This is a genomic window from Leclercia sp. AS011, from assembly GCF_037152535.1.
In the GTDB taxonomy this organism is placed as follows: domain Bacteria; phylum Pseudomonadota; class Gammaproteobacteria; order Enterobacterales; family Enterobacteriaceae; genus Enterobacter.
The window spans coordinates 1,735,279-1,752,090 of sequence record NZ_JBBCMA010000001.1 but is presented as its reverse complement, the minus strand read 5'-3'; the positions used below and the strand labels follow the sequence as shown (position 1 = coordinate 1,752,090).

Genomic DNA, 16,812 nt, shown 5'->3' with positions numbered 1-16,812 from the left:
CCCCCATGTCCAGTTTGATCAACAGCGCCATGAGTGGCCTCAGTGCGGCACAGGCTGCGCTGAATACCGCCAGTAATAACATTTCAAGCTACAACGTGACGGGCTATACCCGTCAGACGACGGTGCTGAGCGCCTCAAATAGCACCCTGACAGGCGGCGGTTGGGTTGGCAACGGCGTGTATGTCTCCGGGGTACAGCGCGAATATGATTCATTCATTACCAACCAGCTGCGCGCTGCGCAGAACCAGAGCAGCGCCCTAACCACCCGCTACCAGCAGATGTCCAAAATTGACGACGTGCTGTCCGGCAGCACCAACAGCCTGGCGACCACCATGCAGGACTTCTTCAGCAGCCTGCAGACCCTGGTCAGCAATGCCGAAGATCCGGCAGCGCGCCAGACGGTGCTGGGCAAGGCCGATGGCCTGGTGAACCAGTTTAAGGTGAACGATCAGTATCTGCGCGATCAGGATAAGCAGATCAACATCGCGATCGGCACCAGCGTTGACCAGATCAACAACTACGCCAAACAGATTGCCAACCTGAACGATCAGATTTCCCGTCTGACCGGCGTGGGTGCAGGGGCTTCCCCGAACAACCTGCTCGATCAGCGCGACCAGCTGGTGAGCGAGCTGAACCAGATCGTGGGCGTCGAAGTCTCTGTCCAGGACGGCGGCACCTATAACGTCTCCTTCGGCAACGGCTACAACCTGGTCCAGGGCAGCACCTCCAACCAGCTGGCGGCGGTAAAATCCAGCGCCGATCCATCCCGTACCACGGTGGCCTTTGTTGATGGCACCTCTGGCCCGGTTGAGATCCCGGAAAAACTGCTGACCAGCGGTTCGCTGGGCGGCATGTTGACCTTCCGTACCGAAGAGCTCGACGCTGCGCGTAACACCCTGAACCAGCTGGCGCTCTCTTTTGCTAACGCGATGAATACCCAGCACGCAAAAGGCTTTGACGCAGATGGCGAGGCCGGCGAAAAATTATTTGATATCGGTGCACCTGCGGTACTGGCCAACAGCAAAAATACGGGCTCGGCTGCCGTGACTGCGAAAGTTGACATGGCCAACTACAGCAAAGTGCAGGCGACTGATTACAAGATGGAGTTTGATGGCTCCAGCTGGAAGATCACCCGCCTCTCCGATAAAACCACGATCACCGCCACCGATGACGGCAGCGGTAATCTCTCCTTCGATGGCCTGACGGTCAACGTATCGGGCGCGGCGAAAAATAAAGACAGCTTTATCGTTAAGCCTGTCGCCAGTGCCATTGTCAATATGGATCTGGCCATCAGCGATGAGTCAAAACTGGCGCTGGCCTCTGACGCGACGGGCGGTGAAAGTGATAACCGCAACGGTCAGGCGCTGCTGGATCTGCAGAACAGCAAAGTGGTTGGCGGCAACAAAACCTTTAACGATGCCTATGCCTCTCTGGTGAGTACCGTCGGCAGCAAAACGGCGACGCTGAAAACCAGCAGCACTACCCAGGCAAACGTGACGACGCAGCTGAGCAACCAGCAGCAGTCGATCTCCGGGGTTAACCTCGACGAAGAGTACGGCAACCTGCAGCGTTTCCAGCAGTACTACCTGGCCAATGCCCAGGTGCTGCAAACCGCCAGCACGCTCTTCGACGCAATAATTAATATTCGCTAAAGCTGAGGTCAACGATGCGTATTAGCACCCAGATGATGTATCAGCAGAACATGCGTGGGATCACCGATTCCCAGAGCAAGTGGCTGAGTTACGGTGAGCAGATGTCCACCGGTAAACGTGTCAACCGTCCGTCTGACGACCCGATCGCCGCCTCGCAGGCGGTGGTGTTGTCGCAGGCGCAGTCGCAGAACAGCCAGTACACGCTGGCGCGCTCTTTCGCCTCTCAGCGAGTAGGACTGGAGGAGAGCGTGCTGAGTCAAGTGACCAAGGCGGTGCAATCGGCGCAGGATAAAATTATCTCTGCCGGTAACGGCTCCCTGAGCGACAACGACCGTAGCTCCCTTGCTACCGATCTGCAGGGTATCCGCGATCAGCTGGTCAACCTGGCAAACAGTACCGACGGTAACGGACGCTATATTTTTGCCGGTTATAAAACGGACGCCCCGGCGTTTGATGAAGCGACCGCCAAATATAACGGCGGCGACACGCCTATCAGACAGCAGGTCGATTCCGCGCGTAACATGCAGATCAGTCATACCGGTAGTGAAGTGTTTGAATCCTTTACCAGCAATGCTGTGCCAGAGCCGGATGGTTCTACCCCGGAAAAGAATCTGTTTAAAATTATCGATAACGCCATTGCCGCGCTGAATACGCCAGTCAGTGACGATCAGGATAAGATGGACCAGTTGAATCTGGATATCGATAAGGCGAACCGCGGCTTGCGTAACTCGCTGGATAACGTCCTGACCGTACGTGCTGACCTGGGGACCAAACTGACCGAACTCGATGCCCTCGATACGCTGGGCAGCGATCGTGCGTTAGGCCAGACCCAGCAGATGAGCGATCTCGTAGACGTTGACTGGAACGCGGCGATCTCTTCCTACACCATGCAGCAGGCTGCACTTCAGGCATCCTACAAAGCGTTCAGCGATATGCAGGGTATGTCTCTGTTCCAGCTGAATAAGTAACAGGTTTGACCTTTGGACATGACTTGAAACTGGTTATGTTCCGTATGCCCAATCCGTTCTCACGGATTGGGCTTTTTTTTATCAGGAATTCTGCACAACTGCGCTGCTGGTGCGGGCGCTTTCTGCCAGACGGATAACCAGCGCGATGGCTGCCGTAACCGTCGCCAGGGCAATCACACCCGGCCAGCCTGCCATCGTATACAGCTGACTACCGAGCGCGGAACCCAGCGCCATCCCGATAAACACGCCGGTGAAGAGCAGAGCGTTCAGACGCCCCCGAGCCTGCGGCTCCAGACCGTAAACCAGATTCTGATGGGCGACCAGGCTTGATTGCAGGCCGAGATCAAAACCTACCGCAGAGATCGCAATCAGGACCAACTGCCCCTGTACGCCGAGGGCGGGCATCAGGAACATCAGGGCAAAGGAGATGGTCACCAGGGCGGCACCGAGCTGGGTGACTTTACCGGCACCGAGTTTATCGGCCAGACCGCCCGCCAGCGGGGCGGCCAGGGCACCTGCGGCACCGGCAATGCCGTACCCACCGGCGACGGCGCTACCCAGCTGATAGTGTTCCATCAGCATCACCGCCAGGGTAGACCAGAAGGCGCTGAAGGCGACAGAGAGGAAGCCCTGCGCCAGCGCGGCACGACGCAGCGCCGGATAACGACGCCACAGGTGCGCCATGGAACGCATCAATTCCGGATAACGCAGGTTCGACGGAACCGCGAAGCGGGGTAAAATCAACCACATCACGGCGGCCAGGATCGCAATGCTTACTGCTGCCAGCTGATACATCACGCGCCAGCCGAAGGCTTCACCGACCACGCCGCTCACCGTACGGGAGAGAAGGATCCCCAGCAGCAGGCCGGTCATCACCGTCCCGACGGTTTTCCCCTGTTTACCTGCCGGGGCAAGAATTGCCGCCGCCGGAACGATATCCTGCGCCATGGTGGCCGCCATCCCAATCAGCAGGCTGACCAGCAGCAGAGAGTGGATCTGCCCCGTCAGGCTACAGGCCAGCAGCAGCCCCGCCAGAGCGATACTTTTTACCACTATCAGGGTGCGGCGGTCATAGCGATCGCCCAGCGGCAGAAGGAACAGGATCCCCAGCGCATAACCTGCCTGAGTCAGCGTCGGCACCATCCCCATCCCTTCAATGCTGAGATGCAGATCGGCACCCATCAGCGGCAGCAGCGGCTGGGCATAATAGATAGAAGCAACGCTAAATCCGGCGCCAATGGCGAGGATAAAAATGACCCAACGGCTGACGGCTGGGGTTAATGGGCTGGTGTTCATATGCAGTTCCTCATTTCGGGTGTGTCGCTATTCTTTACCAGCCCGGCTTGCGGTGGTAGCAGGCGCAGTGTTAAAACACTTATACGTGTAACGTATAAACGGATAGATCATGAAGCGTTCAGAGCGTATAGACAGGGTCGAACTGATGCGAACTTTTGTGCGCATCATTGAGACAGGCTCTCTTTCCGCCGCCGCCGTGCAGATGGCCACTACCCAGGCTACCGTGAGCCGTCGCCTGCAGTCGCTGGAGACGCTGCTCGGCGTGCGTCTGATCCTGCGTACCACCCATGCCATGAAGCTGACCGACGACGGCGAACGCTGCTACCAGCATGCCCGTCGGGTGATCGACAGCTGGCATGCGCTGGAAGATGAAGTCGGGCAGACGGAAGATGAACCCGTGGGCGTGCTCCGTGTTCGCGCCCCCCACGCCTTCGGGCAGGAGCAGCTGCTGGAGCCATTAACGGCATTTTTGCTGCGCTATCCACGCCTCAACGTAGAGTGGATGCTCAACGATCGTTCAGCCGATTTTCTGAGTGACAATATCGACTGCGCTATCCGGGTGGGGGCGGAGATCGACCCGGGCACGGTGTCGGTATTACTGGCCGAGGTGCCGCGCTGTATTGTTGCCTCTCCCGAGTTGCTCGCCCGCCATGACCCGGTCGGGAAGCCAGAGGATCTCTCTGCGCTGCCCTGGGTGGCACTGAATACCTTTTATCGCCAGCACGTGGAGCTATTCCACTCAGGTGCACCGCAACCGCTGCGGGTGGCAATCTCGCCCCGGCTGAGCACCGACAGCCTGTACGTGGCGCGGAAAAGCGCATTGACCGGGCTGGGGGTGGCGGTGGTATCAAGCTGGACGGTAGAAGCCGATATCCGTGAAGGCAGGCTAGTGCACCTGCTGCCCGACTGGCAGCCGGCCGCGTTGCCGGTGCATCTGGTCTATCCGTGGTCACGCTACTATCCGGCACGTCTGCGCCGTTTTCTGGAGATGATGCGAGAGGTGATGCCTGCAATCGCCGGGATGCGCAGGCCGGGACAGAAGCCATAAAAAAAGCCGACCCGGAGGTCGGCTTTTGCGCTTAAGCGGGCTTATTCAGCTGGCTGCGGGCGCGTAGCAGGCGCTGTTGCCTGGTGCGTGGCGCTGTGACCGCCTGCAGAGCCTTTGCCGTCGAAATCAAACGCCGGGCGTACCCAGTCGCTGTGACGTGGGGCTTCCGGAACATATTCCGGTGCCGGGGCGCGGGTCATTGGCGCAGTGGCGTGGTGAAGTTCTGGGTTAACCTGAACGGCTGGTGCTGGCTTCACTTCCGGCGCTTTGACTTCAGCGACTTCAGGTTTCTCTTCCGCAACAGGTTCAACGTCAATTTCAACTTCAGGCTGAACTTCAGTTTCCACTTCAACTTCCACTACCGGCTGAGGTTCAACGGCTTCCTCGGTGATTTCCACCGGCTCAGCAGCCTTAGCGTCTTCCACAACCTGTTCCGCGACGACGGCATCTTCAGGAGCGATAATCTGCGGCTGTTCTGTCACAGGCGCGGCAATCACTTCCGGATGTGAAGTTTCGACTTCAACAACCTGCGGTTCAGGGATAACCACTGCCGCCGCCTCGGTGATAACCTCATCAACGACTGGCGCTACCGGGGCAACCGCGTCGACAGCAACGTTCTGCTCGTCAAACTGCTGCTCCTGAGGACGGGCAACCGGATAACGGATCCAGGCTTTACCAGAGGCCATTTCTGGCGATGCACAGGCGATAGCCAGCGGCATCGGCGACTGCAGCGGGTAACGCTCGTCACGATAACGACGACGACGCTGACCGCTCACGCGCAGATGACGTGGGGAGCGACGTGAACGACGCGGCATACCTGCGTTGTCACGGCCTTCACCGGTCTCTTCCTGCTCAGGTGCCGTTTCGATAACCGCAGGCAGGTCAACTTTCGCCAGCTCGGTGCTCTGGGCTGGTTCAATCTGAGGTGCTGCGATTTCAACTGCTGCTTCTTCGGTCTGAGACTCGAAACGCACTTTCTGGTTCAGCTGGCGCTGCTTACGGCGCGGCATGACCTGAACGCGTTCTTCCTGATCGGCATCCTGCACGGTCTCTTCTTCGCGATTCAGCGCTTTAACTTCCTGCTGCGCCTGGCGCTTGTCATCATTACGACGACGGTTGCGCTCGCGGCGTGGCTGTTGCTCATCACGCTGTCTGCCTTTGTCAGCCTCTTCGCTGACCGGCTGGCGAGTTTCGCGCTCTTCCGCGTTCTGCTGCGGCTTCTCGCGACGGTTGCGACGGTTATCGTCACGACCTTCACGGCGCTCACGCCCTTCGCGGTTATCGCGATTATCACGGCTCTCGCGATTGTCGCGGCTTTCGCTGCCTTCACGACCTTCGTTATTTTCGGAACGGTTATCGCGGCGCTCGTTGCGGTCACGACGGTTGTTCTGACGTTTACGACGATCCGGTGAACGCTCCTGTTTCTCTTCTTTCTTCTCAACCGGTGCCGGGGCTGGTTGTGGCTCTTCGCCAGCAAACATTTTCTTCAGCGCGCTGAAGAAGCGGCTCAGCAGGCCAGGCTGTTCAGCAGATTGGCTGACTTCTGCCGCAGGTTTAGCTGCTGCCGGTTTGGCGACCACGGTCTCCTGCGCTGGGGCAGGTGGCGCTTCTGGCATCACAAACGCGGCCAGGGCTGGCTGTTCCGGAAGCTTACGCTCGGCGTACTCTTCGTCGGAAGGCAGGGCCATCTCCTCTTCATGCAGCTTCGGCAGCATGTAGCTCAGGGTGGATGTCTCTTCGCCTTTACGCACGCGCAGCACAGAGTAGTGCGGGGTTTGCATCTGGTCGTTAGGGACGATCACACAGCGCACGCCGCTCAGACGCGCTTCGATAGCACTAACCGCAGCACGTTTTTCGTTCAGCAGGTAGGAGGCAACCGGCACAGGCACAATGGCGTGGACTTCTTTGGTGTTCTCTTTCAGCGCTTCTTCTTCAATCAGACGCAGGATAGAGAGCGCCAGAGATTCGTTGTCACGCACGGTGCCGGTGCCGCTACAGCGTGGGCAGACGTGGTGGCTGGATTCACCGAGGGACGGGCTCAGACGCTGACGGGACATCTCCAGCAGACCAAAACGGGAGATGTGGCTGATCTGGATACGCGCACGATCCTGACGTACCGCTTCACGCAGACGGTTTTCCACCGCGCGCTGGTGACGGACTGGCGTCATATCGATGAAGTCGATAACGATCAGGCCGCCGAGGTCACGCAGACGCAGCTGACGGGCAATCTCATCGGCCGCTTCGAGGTTGGTGTTGAACGCCGTTTCTTCGATATCACCGCCGCGGGTAGCACGCGCGGAGTTGATGTCGATGGCGGTCAGCGCCTCGGTGCTGTCGATAACGATAGAGCCGCCGGACGGCAGACGAACTTCACGCTGGAAGGCGGATTCAATCTGAGATTCGATCTGGTAGTGGCTGAACAGCGGGATTTCACCGGTGTACAGTTTGATTTTGCTGGTGAAATCAGGACGACCCAGCGCGGCAATGTGCTGGCGAGCCAGCTCAAGCACTTTCGGGTTATCAATCAGAATTTCACCGATGTCCTGACGCAGGTAGTCACGGAAGGCACGCACGATGACGTTGCTTTCCTGGTGGATCAGGAATGGAGCAGGGCGGCTTTCAGCGGCTTTCTGAATCGCTTCCCAGTGCTTCAGGCGGAAGCCGAGGTCCCACTGCAGCGCTTCGGCAGATTTGCCTACGCCTGCGGTACGGACAATCAGACCCATGCCGTCGGGCAGTTCAAGACTGGCCAGCGCTTCTTTCAGCTCGGTACGATCGTCGCCTTCAATCCGGCGAGAGATACCGCCCGCACGCGGGTTGTTCGGCATCAGTACCAGATAGCTGCCTGCCAGACTGATAAAGGTGGTCAGTGCGGCACCCTTGTTGCCACGCTCTTCTTTATCGATCTGAACAATAACTTCCTGGCCTTCACGCAGCACATCTTTGATGTTCGGGCGGCCATGGGCGTTATAGTTAGAAGGGAAGTATTCGCGAGCGATCTCTTTCAGGGGGAGGAAACCATGACGCTCGGCACCGTAGTCAACAAATGCGGCTTCAAGGCTGGGTTCAATGCGGGTGATTTTGCCTTTGTAAATGTTCGCTTTTTTCTGTTCGTGTCCAGGACTTTCGATATCCAGATCGTACAGACGCTGCCCATCCACAAGGGCGACACGCAACTCTTCTTGCTGAGTTGCGTTGATTAACATTCTTTTCATCGTAACTTACTCATTATTCTTACATTGACGACTAAGCTGCGGGCAAGGTGACGCTTTCCGGGGTATGAACCGATGGCCTCGTGTCTTTTCACGTCGCCAACCTCACGGTTGTCGCTCGCTTAAGAGGCGCAAAGTGTCGGTTGCCTGTATTTCATACGGAAATACAGCGCGATTATCAGGGGAATAGCCTGGGTAAAACTCTCCAGAGAAGATTCCATTTACCGGTAAGTACTGCAACCCGCAGCCCGCTAACTGTCTGAAAGATCAATACGTCTTACGCCATTGCTGCGTGGATGATCGGTCAGACAAAATTGGTCATTCCGTCGATATCCTTGCTTAACCAGGATTTAACACGGAAAACAGCAGCATTATTCCATTGCTAACCGGGTTATAGCAAGATGACTTTTACCAATTATCACCCGGTTACTCACAGTTTTTTCACTTCCTTCGAAGGATTGGTTTAATAACCACCAAATCGATTGCGTGAACGAAACCCTGACCGGGTAAAGGTAAATATAAGCATAGAAAAATGAGTGGCGCTAATGGCTGGCGATAATTAGAATCGCCCCCCATGAAAACAGAGACTCCAGCCGTAAAAATGGTTGCCATCACCGAAGATGAAGCGGGGCAACGCATCGACAACTTTTTGCGCACCCAACTGAAGGGTGTGCCAAAGAGCATGATTTATCGCATCCTGCGTAAGGGTGAGGTACGGGTTAATAAGAAGCGCATCAAACCTGAATACAAACTTGAAGCGGGTGATGAAGTGCGCATTCCGCCCGTGCGCGTTGCCGAGCGGGAAGAAGAGGCGGTGTCGCCGCATCTGAATAAAGTCGCGGCGCTGACGAATGTGATTTTATATGAAGACGATCATATTCTGGTGCTCAACAAACCCTCAGGCACCGCCGTACACGGCGGTAGTGGTTTGAGCTTCGGCGTGATTGAAGGCCTGCGCGCGCTGCGCCCGGAAGCCCGCTTCCTGGAGCTGGTCCATCGTCTTGACCGCGACACCTCCGGCGTTCTGCTGGTTGCCAAAAAGCGTTCGGCGCTGCGTTCGCTGCATGAACAGCTGCGTGAGAAAGGAATGCAGAAGGACTACCTCGCGCTGGTGCGTGGACAGTGGCAGTCCCATGTCAAAGTAGTACAGGCGCCGCTGCTGAAAAATATTCTGCAAAGCGGTGAGCGTATCGTTCGCGTGAGCCAGGAAGGTAAACCCTCTGAAACCCGGTTTAAGGTGGAAGAGCGGTATGAATTCGCCACCCTGGTGCGCTGCAGCCCGGTAACCGGGCGTACCCACCAGATCCGCGTTCACACGCAGCATGCGGGCCATCCTATCGCCTTTGACGATCGCTATGGTGATCGTGAGTTTGATAAACAGCTGGCCGGTACGGGCTTATCACGTCTGTTCCTGCATGCCGCCGCGCTGAAGTTTACCCATCCGGGTACCGGTGAGGTGATGCGTATCGAAGCCCCGCTGGACGAACAGCTGAAGCGCTGTCTGAAAGTTCTGCGCGGAAATTAATGCCGGGTGGCGCTGCGCTTACCCGGCCTACAAAGCCGTAGGCCCGTGCAAGCGTAGCGCCGCCGGGCAAAGCAAATGGCTACGCCATCAACGGATTGTAATGCTCCCGACGCAGCATCTGGCACAGCGCAATCAGCGGTAATCCCACCAGCGTATTCGGATCCCGCCCGTCCAGCCGGTCAAACAACGCAATCCCCAACCCTTCGCTCTTAAAGCTGCCTGCGCAGTTTAACGGCCGCTCTTTTCGCACGTAATCGTCAATTTCCTGCTCGCTGAGATGGCGGAAGTGGACGTCAAAGGGTTCGCATTCCGTCTGTAAATGGCCCGTAGACGAATTATAAAGAGCCAGGCCGGTGTAGAAGGTGACGATACTGCCGCGCGCTTTCAGCAGCTGCTGGCGGGCATTCTCTTCGGTGTGCGGTTTTCCGGTAATCATTCCATCCAGGACGCAAACCTGATCGGAACCTATAATTAAGTGGTCAGGGAATCGCGCAGCCAGACTTTTCGCCTTTTCCTGAGCCAGACGGACCACCAGATGGCGTGGCGACTCCCCGGGCTGTGGGCTTTCATCCACGTCCGGCGCGGCGCATTCGAAGGGGACGCCCAACTTTTCCAGCAACACGCGGCGGTAGGGTGACGTGGAGGCGAGAATGAGATTTGGCATATTTTTTTCACCAGATATAGCGTATCGATGCCAGCCATTTTAAACTACGGGCCGCAATGTGTGCGAATAAATGGCAAAAGGCAGCCTGAGGTTGCCTTTTTCTTTGACTCTATGACGTTACAAAGTTAATATGCGCGCCCTATGCAAAAGGTAAAATTACCCCTGACTCTTGATCCGGTTCGTACGGCTCAAAAACGCCTTGATTACGAAGGTATCTATACTCGTGATCAGGCTGAGCGTATCGCCGAATCCGTAGTCAGTGTGGACAGTGATGTGGAATGCTCCATGTCGTTCGAAATCGATCCCCAGCGCCTTGCCGTTATTACCGGTGATGCAAAGGTGTCGGTCACGCTCGAGTGTCAGCGTTGCGGGAAACCGTTCCCACTTCATGTTCACACAACATATTGTTTTAGTCCGGTTCGTTCAGACGAACAGGCTGAAGCACTCCCGGAAGCGTATGAGCCGATTGAGGTTAACGAATTCGGTGAAATCGATCTGCTGGCGCTGGTTGAAGATGAAATCATCCTCACCTTGCCTGTAGTTCCGGTGCATGATTCTGAACACTGTGAAGTGTCCGAGGCGGACATGGTCTTTGGGGAACTGCCTGATGAAGCGCAAAAACCAAATCCATTTGCCGTATTAGCCAGTTTAAAGCGTAAGTAATTAAGGAGTAAGGTCCATGGCCGTACAACAGAATAAACCAACCCGTTCCAAACGTGGCATGCGTCGTTCCCATGACGCGCTGACTGCAGTTACCAGCCTGTCTGTAGACAAGACTTCTGGTGAAAAACACCTGCGTCACCACATCACCGCTGACGGTTTCTACCGCGGCCGCAAGGTTATCACTAAGTAATCACGCGTTTGCGTGATTAGGCTTAGTGAGGGTTTCCCCGTGCAAACGGGGATATACCGAACCAGGCTGCGACGATACCTTGACACGTCTAACCCTGGCGTTAGATGTCATGGGGGGAGATTTTGGCCCTTCCGTGACAGTGCCTGCAGCATTGCAGGCACTGAACTCTAATTCGCAACTCACTCTCCTGTTAGTCGGCAATCCCGACACAATCACGCCATTACTTGCAAAAGCTGACTTCGAACAACGTTCACGTCTGCAGATTATTCCTGCCCAGTCAGTTATTGCCAGTGATGCCCGCGCCTCACAGGCGATCCGTAGCAGCCGCGGAAGCTCAATGCGCATTGCGCTGGAGCTGGTAAAAGAAGGGCGCGCCCAGGCGTGCGTTAGCGCTGGCAATACCGGCGCGCTGATGGGGCTGGCAAAATTACTGCTTAAACCTCTTGAGGGTATTGAGCGCCCGGCGCTGGTCACGGTACTGCCGCACCAGCAAAAGGGCAAAACGGTGGTGCTGGATTTAGGCGCTAACGTCGACTGCGACAGTGTTATGCTGGCGCAGTTCGCCGTCATGGGCTCGGTGCTGGCAGAGGAAGTGGTGGGGATCTCGCGTCCCCGCGTGGCTTTGCTGAATATCGGCGAGGAAGAGACCAAAGGTCTCGACAGCATCCGTGAGGCGGCCGAGCGGCTAAAAAATGAGCCATCCATCAACTATATTGGATATCTCGAAGCCAACGAATTATTGACCGGAAAAACGGATGTACTGGTGTGTGACGGGTTTACAGGAAACGTTACATTAAAAACCATGGAAGGGGTGGTGAGAATGTTTCTTTCTCTGCTTAAATCGCAGGGAGAGGGTAAAAAACGGTCATGGTGGCTGATTATATTGAAGCGTTGGTTACAAAAGAGCCTGACGCGGCGATTCAGTCACCTCAACCCCGACCAGTATAATGGCGCCTGTCTGTTAGGATTGCGCGGCATTGTGATTAAGAGTCACGGTGCGGCCAATCAGCGAGCGTTTGCCGTCGCGATTGAACAGGCAGTGCAGGCGGTGCAGCGACAAGTCCCACAGCGGATTGCCGCTCGCCTGGGATCTGTATTAGCAAAAAGTGACTGAGCGTACATGTATACGAAGATTTTAGGTACCGGCAGCTATCTGCCAAAGCAAGTGCGAACCAACGCCGATCTGGAAAAAATGGTCGATACCTCTGACGAGTGGATCGTCACGCGTACAGGTATCCGCGAACGTCGTATTGCCGCGCCAGATGAAACAGTTTCCACCATGGGCTATGAAGCCGCCCAGCGCGCGCTGGAAATGGCGGGTGTCGATAAAAACGACATTGGCCTGATTATCGTTGCGACCACCTCTGCGACGCATGCTTTCCCAAGCGCCGCGTGCCAGGTGCAGAATATGCTGGGCATTAAAGGCTGCCCGGCGTTTGACGTTGCCGCTGCCTGCGCAGGCTTTACCTATGCGCTGAGCATTGCCGATCAGTACGTGAAATCTGGCGCCGTTAAAAATGCGCTGGTTATCGGTGCTGATGTGCTGGCACGTACCTGCGATCCAACCGATCGCGGAACCATCATTATTTTTGGTGACGGTGCCGGGGCTGTCCTGTTAGGGCAATCTGAAGAGCCGGGCATCATCTCAACGCATTTACATGCGGACGGTAGCTACGGCGAGCTGTTGACGCTGCCAAACGCCGATCGTGTTAATCCGGACAATGCAATCTACCTGACCATGGCCGGTAACGAAGTCTTCAAAGTGGCGGTAACCGAGCTGGCGCACATCGTTGACGAGACGCTGGAAGCGAACAACCTCGAGCGTTCCGCCCTTGACTGGCTGGTGCCGCATCAGGCGAACCTGCGCATTATTAGCGCCACGGCGAAGAAACTCGGCATGTCTATGGATAACGTTGTGGTGACGCTGGATCGTCATGGCAACACGTCTGCAGCATCCGTGCCCTGCGCGTTTGACGAAGCGGTGCGCGATGGACGAATTCAACGAGGCCAACTGGTCTTGCTCGAAGCCTTCGGGGGCGGTTTCACCTGGGGTTCTGCGCTGGTTCGTTTCTAGTATAAGGATAAAAAAATGACGCAATTTGCTTTTGTGTTCCCCGGTCAGGGTTCTCAGGCCGTTGGAATGTTGTCCGGCTTAGCGGAGCAGTATCCGGTCATCGAAGAGACCTTCCGTGAAGCGTCGGACGCCCTGGGCTACGATCTTTGGGCGCTGACCCAGCAGGGGCCCGCCGAAGAGCTGAATAAAACCTGGCAGACCCAGCCTGCACTGCTGACCGCATCGGTCGCACTGTGGCGCGTATGGCAGCAGCAGGGCGGCAAAACGCCAGCGCTGTTGGCCGGTCACAGCCTGGGTGAATACTCTGCGCTGGTTTGCGCAGGGGTGATTGCGTTTGCTGATGCCGTGCGTCTGGTTGAACTGCGCGGCAAATTTATGCAGGAAGCGGTGCCGGAAGGCACCGGCGGCATGTCGGCCATTATTGGTCTGGATGATGCTTCTATCGCCAAAGCCTGTGAAGAATCTGCAGAAGGTCAGGTGGTCTCTCCGGTAAATTTCAACTCGCCGGGCCAGGTGGTTATCGCCGGTCATAAAGAAGCGGTTGAACGTGCAGGCGCAGCCTGTAAAGCTGCAGGTGCTAAACGTGCGCTGCCGCTGCCGGTGAGCGTACCCTCGCACTGCGCGCTGATGAAACCGGCTGCCGAGAAGCTGGCGGTAGAGCTGGAAAAAATTACCTTCAACGCACCAGCCATTGCGGTGGTGAATAACGTTGATGTGCAGTGCGAAACCGCGCCAGAGGCTATCCGCCATGCGCTGGTTCGTCAGCTGTACAGCCCGGTTCAGTGGACCAAAACCGTTGAGTTTATGGCGTCCCAGGGCGTGGAACATTTATATGAAGTGGGCCCGGGTAAAGTCCTCACCGGTCTGACCAAACGTATTGTTGATACCCTGACCGCATCGGCCATTAATGAGCCGGAAGCCCTGTCAGCGGCACTCGCGCAGTAAAAAGAGGAACACCATGAGTTTTGAAGGAAAAATCGCACTGGTTACTGGTGCAAGCCGCGGTATTGGCCGTGCTATCGCTGAAACCCTTGTCGCGCGTGGCGCGAAAGTGATCGGCACCGCGACCAGCGAAAGCGGCGCGCAGGCGATCAGCGAGTACCTGGGTGCGAACGGTAAAGGTCTGATGTTGAATGTGACCGATCCTGCATCTATCGAATCTGTTCTGGGAAATATTCGCGCAGAATTTGGCGAAGTGGATATTCTGGTCAATAATGCCGGAATCACTCGCGACAACTTATTGATGCGAATGAAAGATGATGAGTGGAGCGATATTCTCGAAACCAACCTGTCATCTGTGTTCCGTCTGTCAAAAGCGGTAATGCGAGCTATGATGAAGAAGCGTCATGGGCGTATTATCACTATCGGTTCTGTGGTTGGTACCATGGGAAATGCTGGTCAGGCTAACTACGCTGCGGCGAAAGCAGGTCTGATCGGTTTCAGTAAGTCGCTGGCGCGCGAAGTTGCGTCCCGCGGAATTACTGTAAACGTTGTTGCTCCGGGCTTTATTGAAACGGACATGACGCGTGCGCTGACCGATGAGCAGCGTGCGGGTACGCTGGCGGCAGTTCCGGCGGGTCGTTTAGGCGACCCTAAAGAAATCGCCAGCGCGGTTGCATTTTTAGCCTCTGACGAAGCGAGTTACATCACTGGTGAAACTCTCCACGTCAATGGCGGGATGTATATGGTTTAATCACGATAGAAAATATTTGCGTTATTAGGGCGAATGGCCTCAAAATAACGTAAAATCGTGGTAAGACCTGCCGGGATTTAGTTGCAAATTTTTCAACATTTTATACACTACGAAAACCATCGCGAAAGCGAGTTTTGATAGGAAATTTAAGAGTATGAGCACTATCGAAGAACGCGTTAAGAAAATTATCGGCGAACAGCTGGGCGTTAAGCAGGAAGAAGTTGTGAACTCCGCTTCCTTCGTTGAAGACCTGGGCGCAGATTCTCTTGACACCGTTGAGCTGGTAATGGCTCTGGAAGAAGAGTTTGATACTGAGATTCCGGACGAAGAAGCTGAGAAAATCACCACCGTTCAGGCTGCCATTGATTACATCAACGGTCACCAGGCGTAAGTGAGCATCTCCAGGCGGTCATTCGACCGCCTGTGTTTTTTCTTTTGTAGTCCCTCGATTTTCTTTTTTTATCCCTCCCTGGAGGACAAGCGTGTCTAAGCGTCGTGTAGTTGTGACCGGACTTGGCATGTTATCTCCTGTCGGCAATACCGTAGAGTCTACCTGGAACGCTCTCCTTGCCGGTCAGAGTGGCATCAGCCTAATCGACCATTTCGATACTAGCGCCTATGCAACGAAATTTGCTGGCTTAGTAAAGGATTTTAACTGTGAAGAGATCATCTCGCGCAAAGAACAGCGCAAGATGGATGCCTTCATTCAATATGGAATTGTCGCTGGCGTTCAGGCCATGCAGGATTCTGGCCTTGAAATTACGGAAGAGAACGCAACCCGTATTGGCGCCGCTATTGGCTCCGGGATTGGTGGTCTTGGCCTGATTGAGGAAAACCATACCTCTCTGGTAAATGGTGGTCCACGTAAAATTAGCCCGTTCTTCGTTCCGTCAACGATTGTTAACATGGTGGCAGGTCACCTGACCATCATGTTTGGCCTGCGTGGTCCAAGCATCTCGATTGCCACTGCCTGTACGTCCGGTGTGCATAACATCGGCCAGGCGGCGCGTATCATCGCCTACGGCGATGCCGATGCAATGGTGGCAGGCGGCGCAGAAAAAGCCAGTACCCCACTGGGTGTCGGCGGTTTCGGCGCAGCGCGCGCTCTGTCTACCCGCAACGATAATCCGCAGGCGGCAAGCCGTCCGTGGGATAAAGACCGTGATGGTTTCGTGCTGGGTGACGGTGCAGGTATGGTCGTGTTGGAAGAGTACGAGCATGCGAAGAAACGTGGCGCAAAAATCTATGCAGAAATCATTGGTTTCGGCATGAGCAGCGACGCTTATCACATGACTTCTCCGCCGGAAGACGGGGCAGGTGCTGCGCTGGCAATGGTTAACGCGATCCGCGATGCGGGTATCGAACCGGGCCAGATTGGCTATGTGAATGCGCACGGTACTTCCACGCCAGCAGGCGACAAAGCTGAAGCGCAGGCGGTTAAGTCTGTGTTTGGCGATGCGGCCCGCCGCGTGATGGTCAGCTCCACTAAATCCATGACCGGACACCTGTTGGGTGCGGCGGGTGCAGTAGAATCCATCTACTCCATCCTTGCGCTGCGCGATCAGGCTGTTCCGCCAACCATCAACCTGGATAACCCGGATGACGGTTGCGATCTGGACTTCGTTCCGCACGAAGCGCGTCAGGTCAGCGGCCTGGAGTACACCCTGTGTAACTCCTTCGGCTTTGGTGGCACCAACGGCTCTCTGATCTTTAAAAAGGTCTGAGGCTGACAGCCGGGGCGGTTTAACATCTTCCCGGCACATTGATAAAAAAGGTCCGCTTGTCGGGCCTTTTTTATTCGGTTTTATTCCCTTGTCCGCGGCTCGC

The 16,812-nt window shown here is 55.9% G+C and carries 15 protein-coding genes; 12 read left to right on the top strand and 3 right to left on the bottom strand.

Features of this window, described 5'->3' with window-relative positions:
• Positions 1-5: 5 nt before the first annotated feature.
• The gene (gene flgK / locus WFO70_RS08315) at positions 6-1,652 is read left to right on the top strand and encodes a flagellar hook-associated protein FlgK (RefSeq protein ID WP_337015588.1); all 1,647 of its coding nucleotides are present in this window, start codon (positions 6-8) and stop codon (positions 1,650-1,652) included.
• 14 nt (positions 1,653-1,666) lie between these two features.
• The gene (gene flgL / locus WFO70_RS08310; RefSeq protein ID WP_337015587.1) at positions 1,667-2,620 is read left to right on the top strand and encodes a flagellar hook-associated protein FlgL; all 954 of its coding nucleotides are present in this window, start codon (positions 1,667-1,669) and stop codon (positions 2,618-2,620) included.
• A gap of 81 nt (positions 2,621-2,701) precedes the next feature.
• On the opposite strand, the gene WFO70_RS08305 is transcribed toward flgL, so the two are convergent.
• Entirely contained in the window at positions 2,702-3,916 is a 1,215-nt protein-coding gene (locus WFO70_RS08305; protein WP_337015586.1) for an MFS transporter, read from the bottom strand.
• Positions 3,917-4,025: 109 nt separating this feature from the next.
• Between WFO70_RS08305 and WFO70_RS08300 the strand changes: the two genes are divergently transcribed.
• Positions 4,026-4,964, top strand: coding sequence for a LysR family transcriptional regulator (locus tag WFO70_RS08300; protein ID WP_337015585.1), 939 nt, complete (start codon positions 4,026-4,028; stop codon positions 4,962-4,964).
• 41 nt (positions 4,965-5,005) lie between these two features.
• Here WFO70_RS08300 and rne read toward each other — a convergent pair whose 3' ends face one another.
• Entirely contained in the window at positions 5,006-8,179 is a 3,174-nt protein-coding gene (gene rne / locus WFO70_RS08295; RefSeq protein WP_337015584.1) for a ribonuclease E, read from the bottom strand.
• Between the two features lie 571 nt (positions 8,180-8,750).
• Between rne and rluC the strand changes: the two genes are divergently transcribed.
• Positions 8,751-9,701 (top strand): 23S rRNA pseudouridine(955/2504/2580) synthase RluC, encoded by a 951-nt coding sequence (gene rluC / locus WFO70_RS08290; RefSeq protein WP_333850090.1) that lies wholly within the window; start codon positions 8,751-8,753, stop codon positions 9,699-9,701.
• Between the two features lie 79 nt (positions 9,702-9,780).
• Here the strand turns inward: rluC and WFO70_RS08285 are convergent, their stop codons facing one another.
• The gene (locus WFO70_RS08285) at positions 9,781-10,365 is read right to left on the bottom strand and encodes a Maf family protein (RefSeq protein WP_337015583.1); all 585 of its coding nucleotides are present in this window, start codon (positions 10,363-10,365) and stop codon (positions 9,781-9,783) included.
• 141 nt (positions 10,366-10,506) lie between these two features.
• Here WFO70_RS08285 and yceD point away from each other — a divergent pair, with 141 nt between their 5' ends.
• The 8 genes from yceD (at position 10,507) to fabF (ending at position 16,709) form a co-directional block, all read left to right on the top strand.
• Entirely contained in the window at positions 10,507-11,028 is a 522-nt protein-coding gene (gene yceD / locus WFO70_RS08280; RefSeq protein WP_032617547.1) for a 23S rRNA accumulation protein YceD, read from the top strand.
• A 16-nt stretch (positions 11,029-11,044) separates the two neighbouring features.
• A complete protein-coding gene (gene rpmF / locus WFO70_RS08275; protein WP_003857964.1) occupies positions 11,045-11,218 on the top strand; it encodes a 50S ribosomal protein L32 in 174 nt (57 codons plus the stop codon).
• A 79-nt stretch (positions 11,219-11,297) separates the two neighbouring features.
• On the top strand, positions 11,298-12,332 hold the full coding sequence (gene plsX, locus WFO70_RS08270) for a phosphate acyltransferase PlsX (RefSeq protein ID WP_337015582.1): 1,035 nt from the start codon (positions 11,298-11,300) through the stop codon (positions 12,330-12,332).
• Positions 12,333-12,338: 6 nt separating this feature from the next.
• Positions 12,339-13,292, top strand: a complete 954-nt coding sequence (locus WFO70_RS08265) for a beta-ketoacyl-ACP synthase III (protein ID WP_312743643.1) — start codon at positions 12,339-12,341, stop codon at positions 13,290-13,292.
• 15 nt (positions 13,293-13,307) lie between these two features.
• A complete protein-coding gene (gene fabD, locus WFO70_RS08260) occupies positions 13,308-14,237 on the top strand; it encodes an ACP S-malonyltransferase (RefSeq protein WP_337015581.1) in 930 nt (309 codons plus the stop codon).
• Positions 14,238-14,250: 13 nt separating this feature from the next.
• Entirely contained in the window at positions 14,251-14,985 is a 735-nt protein-coding gene (gene fabG / locus WFO70_RS08255; protein ID WP_032617552.1) for a 3-oxoacyl-ACP reductase FabG, read from the top strand.
• Between the two features lie 154 nt (positions 14,986-15,139).
• Complete coding sequence (acpP, locus tag WFO70_RS08250) at positions 15,140-15,376, top strand: acyl carrier protein (protein ID WP_003857954.1); 237 nt, start codon at positions 15,140-15,142, stop codon at positions 15,374-15,376.
• 91 nt (positions 15,377-15,467) lie between these two features.
• Positions 15,468-16,709: a beta-ketoacyl-ACP synthase II gene (fabF, locus tag WFO70_RS08245; RefSeq protein ID WP_166182149.1), complete on the top strand. Its 1,242-nt coding sequence runs from the start codon at positions 15,468-15,470 to the stop codon at positions 16,707-16,709.
• The last annotated feature ends 103 nt before the right edge of the window (positions 16,710-16,812 follow it).